Source organism: Marinococcus sp. LNHM4E3-1, from assembly GCF_056034405.1.
This window is the reverse complement of the sequence record NZ_JBQLID010000001.1, coordinates 105,589-121,670: the sequence shown is the minus strand read 5'-3', so window position 1 is coordinate 121,670 and position 16,082 is coordinate 105,589. Positions and strand designations below refer to the sequence as shown.

The 16,082-nt window shown below is 51.7% G+C and carries 20 protein-coding genes; all 20 read right to left on the bottom strand.

Going from position 1 to position 16,082, the window contains the following annotated elements; genetic code table 11:
- Nucleotides 1-11 precede the first annotated feature (11 nt).
- Nucleotides 12-1,094, bottom strand: a complete 1,083-nt coding sequence (gene flhB, locus ACTRXI_RS00635; protein ID WP_474260519.1) for a flagellar biosynthesis protein FlhB — start codon at nt 1,092-1,094, stop codon at nt 12-14.
- Entirely contained in the window at nt 1,091-1,873 is a 783-nt protein-coding gene (gene fliR, locus ACTRXI_RS00630; protein WP_474260517.1) for a flagellar biosynthetic protein FliR, read from the bottom strand. Before fliR ends, flhB begins: the two co-directional genes overlap by 4 nt.
- 7 nt (nt 1,874-1,880) lie before the next feature.
- On the bottom strand, nt 1,881-2,150 hold the full coding sequence (gene fliQ, locus ACTRXI_RS00625; protein WP_022792784.1) for a flagellar biosynthesis protein FliQ: 270 nt from the start codon (nt 2,148-2,150) through the stop codon (nt 1,881-1,883).
- 25 nt (nt 2,151-2,175) lie between these two features.
- Entirely contained in the window at nt 2,176-2,862 is a 687-nt protein-coding gene (gene fliP, locus ACTRXI_RS00620) for a flagellar type III secretion system pore protein FliP (RefSeq protein WP_022792783.1), read from the bottom strand.
- Nucleotides 2,862-3,503, bottom strand: a complete 642-nt coding sequence (locus ACTRXI_RS00615) for a flagellar biosynthetic protein FliO (RefSeq protein WP_474260515.1) — start codon at nt 3,501-3,503, stop codon at nt 2,862-2,864. Before ACTRXI_RS00615 ends, fliP begins: the two co-directional genes overlap by 1 nt.
- A gap of 22 nt (nt 3,504-3,525) precedes the next feature.
- Nucleotides 3,526-3,888, bottom strand: coding sequence for a response regulator (locus tag ACTRXI_RS00610; protein ID WP_322524678.1), 363 nt, complete (start codon nt 3,886-3,888; stop codon nt 3,526-3,528).
- Between the two features lie 23 nt (nt 3,889-3,911).
- Nucleotides 3,912-5,075: a flagellar motor switch phosphatase FliY gene (gene fliY, locus ACTRXI_RS00605; protein WP_474260513.1), complete on the bottom strand. Its 1,164-nt coding sequence runs from the start codon at nt 5,073-5,075 to the stop codon at nt 3,912-3,914.
- Nucleotides 5,068-6,063, bottom strand: a complete 996-nt coding sequence (fliM, locus tag ACTRXI_RS00600) for a flagellar motor switch protein FliM (protein WP_474260511.1) — start codon at nt 6,061-6,063, stop codon at nt 5,068-5,070. The genes fliY and fliM overlap by 8 nt, the downstream gene beginning before the upstream one ends.
- A 43-nt stretch (nt 6,064-6,106) precedes the next feature.
- A complete protein-coding gene (locus ACTRXI_RS00595) occupies nt 6,107-6,535 on the bottom strand; it encodes a flagellar basal body-associated FliL family protein (protein ID WP_474260509.1) in 429 nt (142 codons plus the stop codon).
- Nucleotides 6,536-6,565: 30 nt separating this feature from the next.
- Entirely contained in the window at nt 6,566-6,775 is a 210-nt protein-coding gene (locus ACTRXI_RS00590) for a flagellar FlbD family protein (RefSeq protein WP_474260507.1), read from the bottom strand.
- A gap of 53 nt (nt 6,776-6,828) precedes the next feature.
- Nucleotides 6,829-7,626 (bottom strand): flagellar basal body rod protein FlgG, encoded by a 798-nt coding sequence (gene flgG / locus ACTRXI_RS00585; RefSeq protein WP_474260505.1) that lies wholly within the window; start codon nt 7,624-7,626, stop codon nt 6,829-6,831.
- 73 nt (nt 7,627-7,699) lie between these two features.
- Nucleotides 7,700-8,080 carry a TIGR02530 family flagellar biosynthesis protein gene (locus ACTRXI_RS00580; RefSeq protein WP_474260503.1) on the bottom strand — a complete coding sequence of 127 codons (381 nt, stop codon included), beginning with the start codon at nt 8,078-8,080 and terminating at the stop codon, nt 7,700-7,702.
- 18 nt (nt 8,081-8,098) lie between these two features.
- Nucleotides 8,099-8,575 carry a flagellar hook capping FlgD N-terminal domain-containing protein gene (locus ACTRXI_RS00575; RefSeq protein WP_474260829.1) on the bottom strand — a complete coding sequence of 159 codons (477 nt, stop codon included), beginning with the start codon at nt 8,573-8,575 and terminating at the stop codon, nt 8,099-8,101.
- A 22-nt stretch (nt 8,576-8,597) separates the two neighbouring features.
- Nucleotides 8,598-10,382: a flagellar hook-length control protein FliK gene (locus tag ACTRXI_RS00570; RefSeq protein WP_474260501.1), complete on the bottom strand. Its 1,785-nt coding sequence runs from the start codon at nt 10,380-10,382 to the stop codon at nt 8,598-8,600.
- A gap of 16 nt (nt 10,383-10,398) precedes the next feature.
- Complete coding sequence (locus ACTRXI_RS00565) at nt 10,399-10,953, bottom strand: MotE family protein (RefSeq protein ID WP_474260499.1); 555 nt, start codon at nt 10,951-10,953, stop codon at nt 10,399-10,401.
- Nucleotides 10,946-11,404, bottom strand: a complete 459-nt coding sequence (fliJ, locus tag ACTRXI_RS00560) for a flagellar export protein FliJ (protein WP_474260497.1) — start codon at nt 11,402-11,404, stop codon at nt 10,946-10,948. The genes ACTRXI_RS00565 and fliJ overlap by 8 nt, the downstream gene beginning before the upstream one ends.
- Nucleotides 11,404-12,720 carry a flagellar protein export ATPase FliI gene (gene fliI, locus ACTRXI_RS00555; protein WP_474260495.1) on the bottom strand — a complete coding sequence of 439 codons (1,317 nt, stop codon included), beginning with the start codon at nt 12,718-12,720 and terminating at the stop codon, nt 11,404-11,406. The genes fliJ and fliI overlap by 1 nt, the downstream gene beginning before the upstream one ends.
- Entirely contained in the window at nt 12,717-13,460 is a 744-nt protein-coding gene (gene fliH, locus ACTRXI_RS00550; protein WP_474260493.1) for a flagellar assembly protein FliH, read from the bottom strand. Before fliH ends, fliI begins: the two co-directional genes overlap by 4 nt.
- Complete coding sequence (gene fliG, locus ACTRXI_RS00545; protein ID WP_474260491.1) at nt 13,453-14,466, bottom strand: flagellar motor switch protein FliG; 1,014 nt, start codon at nt 14,464-14,466, stop codon at nt 13,453-13,455. The genes fliH and fliG overlap by 8 nt, the downstream gene beginning before the upstream one ends.
- Nucleotides 14,467-14,481: 15 nt before the next feature.
- Nucleotides 14,482-16,074, bottom strand: a complete 1,593-nt coding sequence (fliF, locus tag ACTRXI_RS00540; RefSeq protein WP_474260489.1) for a flagellar basal-body MS-ring/collar protein FliF — start codon at nt 16,072-16,074, stop codon at nt 14,482-14,484.
- Nucleotides 16,075-16,082: the final 8 nt, after the last annotated feature.

The window sequence follows — 16,082 nt, the reverse complement described above, 5'->3', positions numbered from 1 at the left end:
TTGCTCCTTTTCTAGCCGTTTTTCCTTTTGATGCGGTACACGTAGGCAAGCACCTCAGCCACGGCTTTGAATAAATCTTCAGGTATTTCATCATCAATTTCGGACTGGGCGTACAGCGCACGGGCGAGCGGCTTGTTTTCCACCATCGGGATCGAGTGCTCGCCTGCTTTTTCTTTGATTTTCCGGGCCAGGTGGTCAGCCCCTTTGGCAATCACCTTTGGCGCACCCATCGCGCCTTCTTCGTAGCGGAGCGCCACTGCAAAGTGCGTCGGGTTCGTAATAACAACGTCTGCTTTCGGCACTTCCTCCATCATCCGCCCCATCGCCATTTCCTGCTGCTTCTGCTTTCGTTTACCGCGGATGAGCGGATCGCCCTCCATGTTTTTCATTTCCTGCTTTACGTCATGCTTGGACATGCGGATCTGCTTTTCGTGGTCATGCTTTTGATAAATATAGTCCGGCAGTGAAAGCACTAGCAGCAGCAGGCTCCCAATCAGTCCCATGAGCCCGGTCAGACGGGCAATTTCCATAAAGCCGTCCCCAACGTCCTTTTGCGATAAAAACAATAGCCGGTCGAGCGCCAGCCAGAGAATCGCAAAAACGACACCGCCGACGAGCGTAATTTTCAAAAGTGCCTTGGCGAGCTCCACGAGCGCCCGGGCCGAAAAGATCCGCTTGATGCCGCTGAGCGGGTTAATCTTTTCCAGCTTCATTTTGATCGGCTCGCCTGTAAACAAAAATCCTACCTGCGTGAGCGATGCGGCAACACCCGCCACCATGGCGACGAGCATCACCGGCAGAATAATGATTACGGACTGGATCGTAATTTCCTGAAGCATCGCCGGCACACTGGCTTTTGTAATTTCCCACTGCATGTATTCTATGTATGTATGTGTCATTAACGCCTGTAAGTGATTGAAAATGGTGCCTCCGTACATGTAGAAGAGCGCAAATACTAAAAACAGGATAACTGCCGTATTCACATCGTTGCTTTTCGGAACCTGGCCCTTCTGCCTCGTGTCCCTGCGCTTTTTAGGAGTGGCCTCCTCCGTTTTTTCCTGTGAAAAAAACTGCAGATCAAGTGTCCACTTCATTCCTGTCCCTCCCCTAAAAGCTCAAGCAGTCCGCGCGAGACGTGAAACATATCTTCATACAAGTACTGGATGGCCAGAAACATCCCAGGGATTGCCACCACAAGCAGCGGCAGCCCCGCCACAATTTTCAGCGGCAGCCCGACGACGAACACGTTCATCTGTGGAACCGCCCGCGCCATAATTCCTAAAGCAAGATCAACGAGAAAGAGCGAACCGACGATCGGAAATGCCAGCTGAAAAGCAAGAATAAACATCTGGTTAAACGCTTCTGCCACGTGCGTGACGACCGCTTCATCGCCGAACGCAAGTCCCGTCTGGTCGATGGGCACAAAGCTGTAGCTGTAGTAAATGCCGTCAAGCAGCAGATGATGGCCGTTCACCGCCAGAAGCATTAACAGCGCAAAAGCGTAAAAGTAGCCGCCAAACAGCGGGCTCTGCGCGCCCGTCTGCGGATCTACCACGTTCGCCATCAAAAAGCCGAGGGAAATATCGAGAAACATCCCCGCTGTCTGCACCGCATACAGCATAATCGTTGCGATAAGCCCAATAGCAAGCCCGAGCATAACCTCCTTTAGCAGAAGAAGGATGTACTCGCCGTCCACCGTCATCAGCGGGGCATCCAGTGCCGGGAAAATAGCCAGGGCAAGAAAAAATGCCAAACCTACTTTAAATTGATTCGGAATAGTCCGATAAGAGAAAAGAGGCATCGTCGTAAAGAAAGCGAGCACTCGCACAAGCACCAGGGAAAAAGCCGGGAGCTGCTCTATTATTGCTTCCATCGTCTGTTCATCCGATGAACTGCTGCGCGTGATACCACAGGTTTCTCGTGTACTCCACCAGCTGCGTCAGCATCCACGGGCCGAGCACGAGCATGGCGGCCAAAACGCCAAGAATCTTTGGTATAAACGCGAGCGTCTGCTCCTGGATCTGGGTGGTCGCCTGAAATATGGCGACACCAAAGCCGAGTACGAGCGCAATAACAAGCAGCGGCCCCGCGATTAAAAAAACCATCCATATTCCCTGTTGTGCGATCTGCATTACCTGTTCTGCTGACATACATTTCTTCCTTTCTTCATCCCGGCTAGGTGTAGCTGAGGAGCAGCGACTCTACAATCAGATACCAGCCGTCCACGAGCACAAACAGTAAAATTTTAAACGGCAGACTGATCATGACAGGCGGAAGCATCATCATCCCCATGCTCATCAGTACGCTTGCCACAATCATGTCAATAACAAGAAAAGGCACAAAAATGAGAAACCCCATCTGGAAAGCTGTTTTCAGCTCGCTGATGGCAAACGCCGGAACGAGCGATGTGAGCGGAATGTCTTCGACCGATTCCGGGCGCTCTTCGCCCGCATAATCCATAAACAGCGCCAGATCTTTTTCCCGTGTGTACCGGGACATAAATTCCTTCATCGGGCCGACCGCTTCGGTCAGCGCTTCATTTTGGTCGATTTCTCCTGCCATCAGAGGACTGAACGCCTGCTCGTTTACTTCCGAAAGCGTCGGCGCCATGATGAAGAAGGTTAAAAATAAGGCAAGGCCGATAAGCACCTGATTTGGCGGTGTCTGCTGCGTGGCAAGACCCATCCGCACAAAGCTCAGCACGACCACGATTCTGGTAAAGCAGGTCATCAGCACTAAAATACCGGGAGCGAGAGACAAAACAGTGAGCAGCAGTACAAGCTGTACCGATGTCGCCGCTCCTTCTCCGCCGCCCTCGAGCAGTCCGCTGAAATCAAGCGCAGGAAGAGCACTAATAATCATCACCGTTCCTCCTTCACTTCCGTGCGGTTATCCGGCGCCTCCGGATGCTTTGCCCCACGTGCTGCTTTCAGACGTTCTTCGAGCACCGACTGAAAGGACTGGCTGCTTTTTTCCTCTGTTTTCCCGCGTGTTTTCCATTTATCCAGCAAGGACGGGACACCTGTATATGTATTCTGTTCCTGGGCGGTAATCCGCTCCTGTTCTTCTTTATCCTCAATTTCCTGAAGCAGCGAAATCGTGTCCCCCACTCCGACCACAAGCATTTTATCCCCAATTTTAACGACCTGAATCGATTTATTCTGCCCAAGCCCAATACCGCCAATGCTTTGAAGCGAGCGGGTGGATTGGTATTTGCTTGTTTTTTTGTTGATAAATTTCAGCAGCCAGAACAGCAGTCCGAGAACAACCGCAAGCGCTCCAATCATCTTTACAAAGTTCAGCCACAGGTTGCCATTATCCATTGCTGCCGGCGCCGTCTCATCGTCTGCCGGAGCCTCTTCACTTCCAGCTGCCGGGTCCTCCTGGTTTTCCTGCGGATTCAGGGACTCATTGACAGTAGTGCTGGCAAGCGCTGTATCAGCGCCCGCCAGAATAATTACTGTCATCATTACAACTATGATTACTGCGTATTTCCAGTTCATTTTCTTCCCCCGCGGCAGGCCATCAGCCTAACGTTTTATTAATTGCTTCAAGTACACGGTCTGCCTGAAACGGCTTTACGATGAAATCTTTAGCCCCCGCCTGAATCGCATCGATGACCATCGACTGCTGACCCATGGCTGAACACATGATCACCTTGGCGTTCGGATCCGCCGCCTTGATTTCCTTCAGTGCTTCAATCCCGTCTTTATCAGGCATCGTAATATCAAGCGTCACCAGGTCCGGCGACGTTTCCTGGAACTTTTCCACTGCTTCGTTTCCATCCTTTGCTTCCCCTACTACGTTAAACCCGTTTTTTTCCAGAATATCTTTAATCATCATCCGCATGAACGCGGCGTCGTCTACTACTAAAACTGAATATCCCATGTTTTCCACTCCCTATTTTGTCGTTATTTTAATTGCGCAACCCGTTCTCTCGGACTGAGAATTTCCGTAATGCGTACGCCGAAATTTTCATCGATGACCACGACTTCCCCTTTAGCTACCGGCTTTTGGTTCACCAGTACATCGACAGGTTCGCCGGCAAGCTTATCAAGCTCGACCACTGAGCCCTGGGACAGTGACAAAATATCTTTGATCGGCTGCCGCGATCTGCCAAGCTCCACCGTTACATCAAGCGATATATCCATCAGCATATCGAGATTCCCGCCGCCGTCATTATATCTGTGCGCAGGCTCCTCAAGCTCGGAAAAGGCGGCTCCGCTTACTGTCGGAGCTGCTTTTGGCTCCTGTGCTCGGGCTCTCTGCGGCTCGGCTTCCTGCCGTCCGGAAGGCTCCGGGGCAGGCTGGTGCTTCGGTTCGGGCTGCGGAGCTCCGGTGCTTGCCCCGAGCAGTTCCTCCACCATTTTTTTCGCGAATCCAAGCGGGATGAGCTGCATAATGTAGGAGTCCATCAGCTCCCCTATCTGGATGCGGAACGCGATCTGTACGACCGTATCCTCATCGGGAATGTAGCGGGTCGACTCTTCTTCCTCGAGGTTCATAATATTGACGCCCGGTGGAGAAATATCCACCCGTTTGTTAAAAATGGTGCTCATCGAAGTGGATGCCGATCCCATCATTTGATTCATCGCTTCCTGGACCGCGCTTTGCTGCATTTCATCAATATCAGCTGCCTCATCAACCTGCCCGTCGCCACCCATCATCAGGTTGGCGATAATGCTTGCGTCCGTCATGCTGATCACAAACAGGTTCGTGCCTTCAAACCCTTCGGTGTATTCCACATTTACCGCTACGTGAGGACGTGGAAAGGACTTTTCCACCATTTCGGTCGACACCGCTTTTACGCCTGGTATAGTAATGCTCACTTTTTGATTCAGCAGGCTCGACAGGGCGGTGGCTGCGCTGCTGAAGCTGATATTGCCAATTTCGCCGAGCGTATCCTTTTCTTCGGTGGAAAGCAGATGATCGAGTTCCTCATCTTCCGTGGAAGAAGCAATTTCTTCAGCAGGCGTCTCCCCGGAGGAAGCGCCGCTGTCGTCATCATCGTCTGCTCCGACGTTTTTTAGCAGCTCGTTAATTTCGTCCTGCGAAAGCATATCGTCATTACTCATGCTGTTCTTCTCCCTCCTCTATCTTTTCTAGAATCTGTACAGCCATATGGCTGCGCTTTTTCCCCGGCTGAGCCGTAAATTTCTTTCTGCTGCCTACGTGCACCTCGAGCGGGTCATGGATGTGCTGTTTGAGCGTTAAAACGTCTCCACGCTCCATATGTAAAAGCTCTTCGATGGTGATAGAGGAAGTGCCAAGGATTGCCTGCAGGGAAACATTTCCCTGCAGCAGCCACTCGTTCAGATGCTCCACTTCCTGCTGGTCCCGCTCTTTTACTTTCGTCTGCATCCAGTAGTGGGTAGTAAGCTTGGGCAGTATCTCTTCAAGCACCATATGCGGAAGGCACAGATTAATCATTCCCGACGTTTCTCCAATCGTTGTGGTTAAAGAAATAACCACCACGGTTTCGTTTGGAGAGACCATCTGAAGAAACTGCGGATTCACTTCAATTTCGGATCCGATGGTTTCAATACTCAGCACTGATTCCCAGGCACTCTGGAAGGATTCGAGAATCATCTGCATAAAGGAGCTTAAAAGCTTTGTTTCTATTTCCGTCAGCTTTTCCACCTTGTTCATGCTCTGGCCCTGGCCACCGAGCAGCCGGTCGAGCATGGCGTATCCGACGTGCGGGTTGACCTCCATGAGCATACGTCCTTCAAGCGGCGGCGCTTCAAACACATTCAGCAGCGTCATTTTAGGAATTGAGCGGATGAATTCGTCGTAGGGCACCTGATCCACAGAGGCTACGCTGATATCCACAAAGGATCGCAGCTGTCCTGAAAGCGCCGTGGTAAGAATTCTGGCAAAATTTTCATGAATTCTTGACAGGCCCCGGATCTGTTCTTTGGAAAAGCGCAGGGCGCGTTTAAAATCGTAGGAACGGACCTTGCGTTCATTTTCTTCTTTTTTTAACTGCTCGCCGTCCATTTCTCCGGTGGACAATCCGGACAAAAGGGCATCTATTTCATGCTGGGATAGTACATCTGACAAGAGGTTTTCACCTCCCTTTCTCTTCTCTCGGGCGGATTCTGGGTTACTGAATGACGCGTTCGGTCGTATAGACCCGCTGCACTTCCCCTTCAGTCATAACCTCATTCACTTTTTCCCTGATTCGTCCTTCCATTTCGGTGGTCCCTTCCGAGCCTTCGATGTCTCCGGGTTCGAGCTGGGCCAGTTCATGGATAATGATGTTGTTAATCTGATAGTCGCGCTGCTCCAGTTCTTCCCGGGCTTTTTCGTTATCGGCCTGCAGGCTGAACATCGTTTTAATGTAGCGGTCGTTGCCTTTAAGGTTGGTGGTCATTTCGTCCATGTCCCAGGTGAGCTCCCTCAGCTCTTCAGCGCTTAATTCCTCTGCCTTTTCTTCTTCACTGCCCTCTGCCTGTTCAGAGGACCCCAGAAACTGATACACAGCAGCAGCCGCACCGGCAATAAGTACAAGGGTCAAAAGCATAATCATCATTATTTTTCCTGCTTTGCTTTTTAACATAGCTCAGACGTTCTCCCCTTTTCGGCCGGCCGGCATCCAGGTCCGCCGGTAAAACCGTTCGGCAAGATCCATCACTTCACTGAGGCTTTCCCGAACAACAATTTTGTTGCCGTTCAACAGCGTAATCGTCGTGTCCGGCGCTGCTTCGACCTGCTCAATCAATGTAGTGTTCAGCACGAACGGGCGTCCGTTTAATTTTGTTAATTCCATCATAGTTAATTGAGGGGCAGTACTTTGCCCCTGTCTCCCCCGATTTCATTCATTAGTTACCGCTTGATGTTGAGCAGCTCCTGCAGCACTTCGTCTGCTGTCGTAATACCCCGCGTGTTCGCCTGGAACCCGCGCTGGGCAGTGATCATTTCCGTAAACTCCTCGGACAGGTCAACGTTGGACATTTCAAGCGCTCCGGCCACTACTTCGCCCGCTCCACCCTGGCCTGGCTCAAGGTTGTTGGGAGCTCCTGAGTTCAACGAAGCCCGGTAAACGTTGCCGCCTGATTTTTCAAGTCCACCCGGATTTGCAAATGTGGCTATCCCCAGTTGGGCAACCGTCTCAGTAGCTTCGTTCTGGTTGACAATATTAACATTACCAGCAGCATCGATACTGAAGCTCCGGGCTTCTTCGTCGATGTTAATAACATCTCCATCCGTGTCCAGTACATACAACCCTTCGGAGTTCACCATATCTCCGTTATCATCAAGATAAAAGTTCCCGGCCCGTGTAAAGCTTTCTCCCTCTTCTGTCGGATTCTGCAGGCGGAAATAGCCGGAGCCGGAAATTGCGAGGTCCAGCTCGCGCCCGGTATTTTGCAGGCTGCCCTGCGTGTCCACCGTATCAATGCTTCCCATCTCGCTTCCAAGACCAACCTGCTTTGCGTTCACACCGCCCCGGCCGCCCTCAGCTGCTGCGGCCGAGCCGGTCTGCTGGCTCATCATATCCTGAAATGTCGGGCGTCCTTTTTTGAATCCCTGGGTATTAACGTTTGCGATGTTGTTGCTGATAACGTCCAATTTCTGCTGAAAGTTCTTCATTCCTGCAATTCCTGAATACATAGAGCGTAGCATCGTATTCCTCCTTTGGTTTAAGCGGGCCCCGTCTGTCTGTCGGGAGCCCAGGCCTCCTTGCGGTCAAGCCTTTTTACATGAATATAACGCCGTCAATATTTGTAAACGTGTGGTTTGCTGCTTCCTGCTTTGACATTGCTGTAATAACGGTCCGGCTCTCTGCGTTGACGACCAGTGCCGCTTCCGGGAATACCACTACAGATTCTTTGACACCCTTTTCTGCTGCCTCACCTAGCTTTACCTGCATCTGCTCCCAGTCTGCACCTTTGATATGGACATTTCTTTCTTCCATTCGTTTGGCAGCGTGCTTGCTGATTTTGACATCAGGAGCTGCGAGCTCGTTTTGCAGCAGCGAGGCAAATGAACCAGCCTGCTGCTTTTCCGGTCGTGGGGTGTTGGCTGTATTGGGCGGAACCGGCATGCTGGAATAGTTATGTATCTTTGAATAATCCATGCTGTTCCTTCCTTCGTATCAGCTTTCCTCTGCAACCGCCTCGTCCTCTCCGATGTTCACTACCTGCCTGCCGTCAATCCAGCGGCCGGAGTCAAGCTCGACCATTATGTTTCCCTGCGTATCTTTTTTCACCGACATAATTTCGTTGCGCCCCGTCTGCACATCCTCATTTGGTGTGTTGGCGTTTACGAGCGACTGCCACGTGACGTCCTGACCGATCAGGCCGCTCAGCTGCATCAGGGCATCCTGCGCCATAAACTGCGTCGACTGCTCCATGGATTTATTCATGTTGTTCATCTGCTCGAGCGTACTGAAGTTGGCAATCTGCGACACGTATTCAGTGTCGTTCATCGGCTCAAGCGGGTTCTGGTTTTGCAGCTGGGTGATAAGCAGTTTTAAAAAATCGTCCTTATCCATGTTGCCGTTGCTGTTTTCAGCGGCAAAGGGCGACTTGCTGTTTGAAGCGTTGTTCAGCTGCATATTATCTGTAATCATACTCACCGTTTATTCACCTCCTTTAAATTCGTTCGTTGACTGAAAGCTGCTGTAAAATATCTTCAAACGAGCGTTCTTCCTCTTCTGAAGACTCTTCCTGCGTATTTACCGCTTCCCGCTCTTCTTCAGGTTCTTCTTTCTGCTCTTCTTCTTTATAGAAATCCGGGTGCTCTGCTACTTCGATGCGTTCGACCTGCAGATTCTGCTGCAGGAAGGAATGTCTCAGCTGATGCACGCTGCCTTCCACGAGCTCCTGTGCTCCTTTGGAGGTTGTAATCAGCTGGGCGGTCCATCGTCCTTCAATTTTCGTGAGCTTCACATCGATTCGGCCCAGATGCTCAGGGTGAAGACGAATCGTATAGGAAGCCCCGTTTTTCAGCTGGACAGCGTTCATCGTCCCGAGCGTCTGCTGAAACTGCTTTAAAAATTCGGCCTGGCGCTGATTTCCTTCAGACGCCGGCGGGAGCTGAATCACAAGCGGCGCATTCGGCTGAAGCGCTCTCGGCTCTCCCGCACCGGCTGTTGGTGCTGGAGGAGATGAAGCATTTCCTGCTTCGCCTCGGATGACCTGCAGAATCTGCTCAAGCTGCTTAATAAACGCTTCGTTGTTATCCGCCTCTGCTGTTGAAGAGGCCGGCGGCTGCTTTTTTACCAGAGCCGAAAGACTTTGGACAAACGCAGTCAGCTGCTTTTCCGGTGCTTCTAGAGCAGACGGCTGAAGAGCTTTCGGCACCCAGGTGTCTGACTGCTGCCGTCCACTGAGGTATTTCTGCCACTGCTGAAGGTCCTGTTTTACCATCTGGGTGCCTGTATCTGCCGCCGCTTCCTTCCTGTTAGCAGGGCTTGCCCATCCAGCTGGCACATGCGACAGTAACTGTGGCCGCAGCTCGGCGATGCTTTTGGCGTCTGCCTGCTGGTCCAGAAAGGAAATCAGCTGCCGGACCTCCGGTGTTTTTTCCGGAAACAGAATGTTGACCTTTTCGAGCGGAGACATTTCCTTCTCTGTCAGCTGACCATTCTCCTGGTTTGCCTTGAGACCGTCTTCCTGTACCGGCGCTCCGGCGGCTACTGCTGATGCTGCTAGAACGGCTTCCGGACGGACACTTTCTGTTTTATCTGATAAAACCTTTGAAAGAAGCGCAGCCAGTTCATTCAGCCTGCTCGTAAATACTTCTTCTGCCTGTTTTTTTTCCTCTCCCTCCAGGGCTTTGGAAAGCAGCGGTCCGGCAGCCTCCTCCAGCTTTTCTGCTGCCACCTGTATCGCCTGCTGATCGCGGGGAGCAAGGTCGTTAAACCGGGCTGCGAGCTGCTCAAGCACCGGCAATTCTGCTTTTCCAGCCATATCTTTAATGGCGCTGATTGGGGACTCCCGCCTTTTCTCCCCTGGAGCAGCATCTTTTCCTGCAACTGTTTCTGCGTCCGGAGAATGAAGAACAACGGCAAGCTTTGTGAAAATATTTTCTGCTCCTGCCGGCATTTCTCCGGGCATTTCTTCCTTCGCTGGTCCTTCACCGCCCTGTTCGTTACGTACGAGCTCAGCGATATACATCACGGCATCCTCAAATTCGGGATGCTGTTGCATCAGCGCATTGATTGTTTCCGGATCTGCTTCGATGGCTTCCATTATCTGCTCAGCAGAAGGCCCGGCATGTTCCGTCCCATTTTCCATAACCGGCTGTTTCCCCGTTATTGAGGTGGCACCGGCAAACAGAGCGGCAAATGCTGACCGACCACCTCCTGTCTGAGCGGATACGGGCATAACGCCCTGGCCCGGTGACGCCGGCCGACCGGTAATTGCTGTCTCCATAGCGGCCTCCTTTCTTTTACTGTTCCAGGTCGAGGCCTTCAATCCCCGAGACAACGGAAGCAGCAAGCTCTTCATCCATCTCTTCGAGTATGGCAGCCTGCTCCTCCGGCTGCAGCGTGTACAAATGCTGGACAATAACTTCTGTTTCCTGCTGCCCGAGCACTGCTGCCGCAGTTGCCGGCTTCATTTCCTCATAAATTTTCTGGGCTGAACCGGTATTCCCGCCGTTTTCTTCCTCTTCATTATTCTCTTCTGTTTCTGATTCGAGCGTCAGTTCCTCAAGCTCTTCTTCCACGCTTTCAAGCTCCTGCTCCCGTTCATCCAGCCGCTGCTGCAGTTCGACGATTTCCTCTTCCTTGGCTTCGAGTTCTTCACCGGAAGCTCCGGCGTCATCGGCACTTTCTTCGCTGCCGGTGACCGACTTCATTACGTCCTGGCCGAGCTGAGTAACATTTATCCCCATAAAGGACATAACAGCTACCGACAGAACAATGGCGAAAACAAGCGGGATAAGAAACAGCATGAAAAACCATTGAAAGAAACTGCCTTTTTTCTTTTCTTTTTCAGCCATAATGCTGCACCGTCTGCTTCTGGAGATACATTTGTACTGCTGTGTCATCCATGGCCATACGCTCATGCCGCTTTAATTTTTCCATATGTTTTGCTTCTTCTTTTTCTTTTATCAGCTCAAGCTTCCGGTTTTCACGCCATGCTTCCTGCATCGCTTTTTCTTCACGCTGCATCATCCAGCGCGCCTTGCTTACCGCTTCTTCAAGAACGGCTGCTTCCCGTTCATACATATGCAGCATTTTTTCCTGCTGACGAAGCTCCCGCACCGTCACCCCACGGGTCATTTTCTCCCGGTTTATTTCTTCTGCGTGCTCCTTGGAACGAAGCATTTCATAGAGGGTCCCTGCTTTCTGCTCAAACTGGTCCACTGCCTCATTGTAGGATTTCACCTTCTGGTCTTTTTCGCGGTCTCTCAGCTGCAGCAGCTGTTCTAAAGAAAATTGATAGGACATTAGGATGCTCCTTTCTCCATAACGTTTTGCAGCTTTTGCAGCGTCTGTTCCATGGTCGATGCTTCCATCGACCGCTGCTGGATAAGCGCTTCAACGGCAGGTAATTTTTCCAGTGCCTCGTCGGTCTCGGGGGAGCTGCCTTTGCGGTAGGCCCCAATTCGTATAAGGTCTTCTGCTTCCCGGTAAGCTGCAAGCCAGCTTTTCACTTTCGTGGCTGCCTCCTGATGAGCTTTATCCGTAACCTCTGACATCACCCGGCTGACGCTTTGAAGCACGTCGATGGCCGGAAAATGATTTTTGTTGGCAAGCGACCGTTCGAGCACAAAGTGGCCGTCGAGAATACCGCGTACGGCATCGGCAATCGGCTCGTTCATGTCGTCCCCGTCCACAAGCACCGTATAAAATGCGGTAATCGAGCCTTCGTTGCTTGTGCCGGTCCGCTCAAGCAGCCCCGGCAGGAGGGCGAATACTGACGGCGGGTATCCTTTTGTCGTAGGAGGCTCGCCAATCGCAAGGCCGATTTCTCTTCGTGCCATCGCAAACCGGGTGATGGAGTCCATCATGAAATTGACCTTTTTTCCTTTGGAACGAAAATATTCAGCAATAGCTGTGGCCGTGTAGGCTCCCTGGATCCGCATCGAAGCGGGCTGGTCGGAGGTCGCTACGATCAGCACTGATCTGGCCATCCCCTCTTCTCCGAGGTCGCGTTCGATAAAATCCCGGACCTCGCGCCCGCGCTCTCCGATAAGTGCGATTACGTTAATGTCGGCTTCCGTGTAACGCGTGATCATCGAAAGCAGGGTGCTTTTTCCGACACCGCTTCCGGCAAAGATGCCTATCCGCTGGCCTTCGCCCATCGTGAGCAGGCTGTCAATCACTCTCACGCCGGTCGGCATGACGTTTTTAATCCTCGGGCGGTCAAGCGGCGCCGGCGGTGCTGCCTCCGAAGAAACGCTGACCAGCCCTTCCGGAAGCTCCTGATGATCCATCGGCTCTCCCATGCCATTTAGTACGCGCCCGATCAGTCCTGCTCCTGCTTTGATTTTCAGTGGCTTGCCGGTGGCTTCGACCGTACAGCCCGGGCTGATGTTTTTTAACGACTCCAGCGGCATCAGCAGCACGTATTCCTGCCGGAAACCAACTACTTCAGCGGCCGTGGAACTGTCGCTTCCGACACCATATATGTAGCAGATGTCACCGACGTTTGTTTTCGGCCCGCGCGACTCCACCATTAATCCAATCACTCGTTCCACACTTCCATAGGAACGGTACAGAGACATCTGTTTCACCTGTTTCGCTGCATGCTCTGCTCTCATACCGGTATGCCCTCTTTAACAACAGCCTGGAGCTGTTTTTTTAATTCCTGGAGCTGAGTGTCAAGGGAGACGTCGAGCTTTCCGAAGTCCGTTTCGAGCACGCACTGCCGATCTTTCATCTGCGCGTCGGGATAAATGGTCACCTTCTGGTCACTCCCCGCCGCGCTCTGCAGCTCCTCTTTATACATTCGTAAATCTTCATAATCTTCCGCGCTGACGAGCACGCGGATGTTTCCCTGCTCACGCAGAGACCCAATCGCAGTCGACAGCTGCATCCGCCAGTGTTCATCCGGAAGCCATTCCGGGCCGAGCATTTTTTCAAGCGCCTGCACTGCAATATCGATTACCGTCGGTTCGGCTTCATTCAGGCGTTCATGAAAGGCCTGTTCAGCAGATTCTATGATCCGTCCGGCGTGGCTGATTTGTTCCTGCCACGCTTCGAAGCCTTTCTCCTCCCCGCTCTTAAAACCTTCGGCATATCCTTGCTGCTTGGCCTCTTCGGCCCATGCAGCAATACGATCCCCGGCGTCTTTTTCTTCCTGTCTGATTTTTTCCTGGGTTTCCTTCCAGGCCTGTTCGGCCCGCTCATGCAGCCGCCCCGCCTCTTCTTTTAACTGTTCGGCCTGACGCTGCTGGAGAAAATGCTCGTCTGCCTGTGGAGACGCTTCTTCAAACACGATTTTTCTGGGCGCAATGGTTCGATGCTCTGCGCTGACGTGCGTGCGAAATACGTTAGACAATAACATCATCTCCTCCGCCGCGGGCAATGACGATTTCCCCCGTTTCTTCGAGTCTGCGTATAATACCGACAATTCTCGACTGTGCTTCTTCTACATCACGCAGCCGTACCGGCCCCATAAATTCCATTTCCTCCTGGAACGTTTCGGCCATCCGCTGGGACATGTTCTGGAAAACGACTTCTTTCACCTGCTCGCTTGCCACCTTAAGGGCAAGCTGCAAATCATCATTATTGACGTCACGTACAACCCGCTGAATGGAGCGGTTATCAAGCGCCACCACGTCTTCAAACACAAACATCCGCTTTTTGATTTCTTCAGCCAGCTCCGGATCCTCCTGTTCCAGGGATTCAAGAATAATCTTTTCTGTGCTGCGATCCACCCCGTTCAGCACCTCCACGACAGATTCAATGCCTCCTGCTTCGGTGAAATCCTGGGTGACGGATGTGGAAAGCTTTTGTTCAAGCACTGCTTCCACTTCGCTTACGATCTCCGGTGAAGTCCGGTCCATTTTCGCAATGCGCCGGGCTACATCAGTCTGCTGCGTTTCAGGCAGCTCCGACAAAATCTGTCCTGCCTGGCCCGGTTCCAGGTAGGAAAGCACAAGGGCGATGGTCTGCGGGTGCTCATTTTGAATGAAGTTCAGCACCTGGGAGGGCTCAGCCTTGCGGGCAAAATCAAACGGCTTTACCTGCAGCGATGATGTGAGGCGGTTGATCATATGCATCGCTTCCTCTTCGCCAAGCGCTTTTTCAAGCACGCTTTTGGCGTAGCCGATGCCTCCCTGGGAAATGTAATCCTGGGCAATCGCTATCTGATGAAATTCATTCATCACTTCTTCTTTTTTTGAGCTTTCTACCTTTCGGACGTTCGCAATTTCAAGCGTCAGCTTTTCAATCTCTTCTTCCCGTAAATGCTTATATACTTCGGCTGAAACGTCCGGGCCCAGTGAAATGAGCAGCACAGCTGCCTTTTGTTTCCCGGTCAGCGTTTCTTTTCTTTTCTGCAATTGCTGCTCCCCCTTTTAATCATCGGACAGCCAGGAACGAAGCAGCTTTGAAAATTCCTCCGGCTTTTCCTTTGCTAACTTCTCGAGCTGGTTTCGTTTCTTTTCTTCCTCGGTCATTTCCCTGCCGCTCTCGAGATCAGGTACCTCGCGCTGTTCAAATTCCGCAGCCTGGAAGGTTTCTTCTTTGGCTTCGGCTGGTTTTTTCCGACGGACGAGCCATACCACTAAAATGATGAGGCCCACAGCGCCGACAGCCATTAATGCATATGCCCACCACGGCAGGCCGCCTGCTTCCTGATCGATTTCTTCTGCGCCGAGGAATGTCTGGGAGGAGATAGAGACTTTTTCTTCTACATCCATCTCCTCGCCTTCCACTTCAAGGTATTCTTTATCGATGCTCGTACTGATAACTGTTTCAAGCATCGCCTGCATGTTATCCATCGTTTCCGGCTCTAAAGAATTCGGGTCTTCCGGATCCGGCGGCTCCACCATAACCTGAATACCAAGGTCTCGCAGCTTGTACGGGCTTTCCTGAATTTCTTTATGAATACGGTTCACTTCATAATTAATCCGTTCTTCGGTCCGCTCTGAGTCGCCTGCTGCTTCTGTACCGGCCGGATAATTGGCTACGTCTTCCTCCCCTGCACCGACTTCTCCTTCTTCGAGCGGATCAACACCTTCATAGGCTTCAGCAATTTCTTCCGCGCTGACGGCGATGCCTTCCATTGTTTCTTCATCCACGGGCTCCACCAGGTCTTCCTCCCGGTTTTCCTTCGTAAAGTCGATGTCTGTCGTTACCGATACCATGACTTTATTCTGCCCCGCCACAGTGCCGAGCATCTGCTGGACTTCACGGCGGATGTCCTTTTCGATGTCCTGCTGCACCGCACGCTGGTCCTCGTATTGATCCATGGCAGAGCCGGACGCACCATTTTCTTCATATGTATAATAGTTCATGCTTGTATCACTGATATCGATGTTTTCCACCGGCAGATCAGGCACACTTTTGGACACCAGGTTGTACAGGGTTTTCACCTGCTCCTGATCGAGCTCTCCGGTACCGCCTAAATCAACGTTCACCGATGCTGTCGCTGCTTCAGCTTCTTCGGCCACCCACGTAGACTCCTCCGGCATATTGATCATTACATCGGCACTTGACACTGCATCCATATTGGAAATTAACGCTTCAAGTTCAGTCTGCAGCGCTGCCCGTTCCATGACGGAAAATTCGTTGTCTGTCATTCCGAAGCCGGTCTGATCCTCAATAAAACTGTAGTCAATCGCCCCGTCCTGTGGAAGCCCTTCGGCTGCCAGGTCAACCTTTAACGCATCCACCTGATCCTTCGGTACGCTGATGGTAGTTCCCTCATTCGATATTTCATATTTCACTCCGCGGGTGTCCAGCGTTTCTTTGATGCTGCCTGCTGTTTCCGGTGCCAGATCGGTGTAAAGAGGCTCAAAGTTTGTCCGCGAAAACAGCAGCATGCTGATGAGGAGAAAAAGAAAGATCGCCGTCGTGCCAAAAATATATATTCTTTTTTGTTTTTTACTGCGGCTGCTCCAATACGTTTTCGCCTTTTGGCTGTACTCTTTCCATTTTTCTTTCATAATTCCGC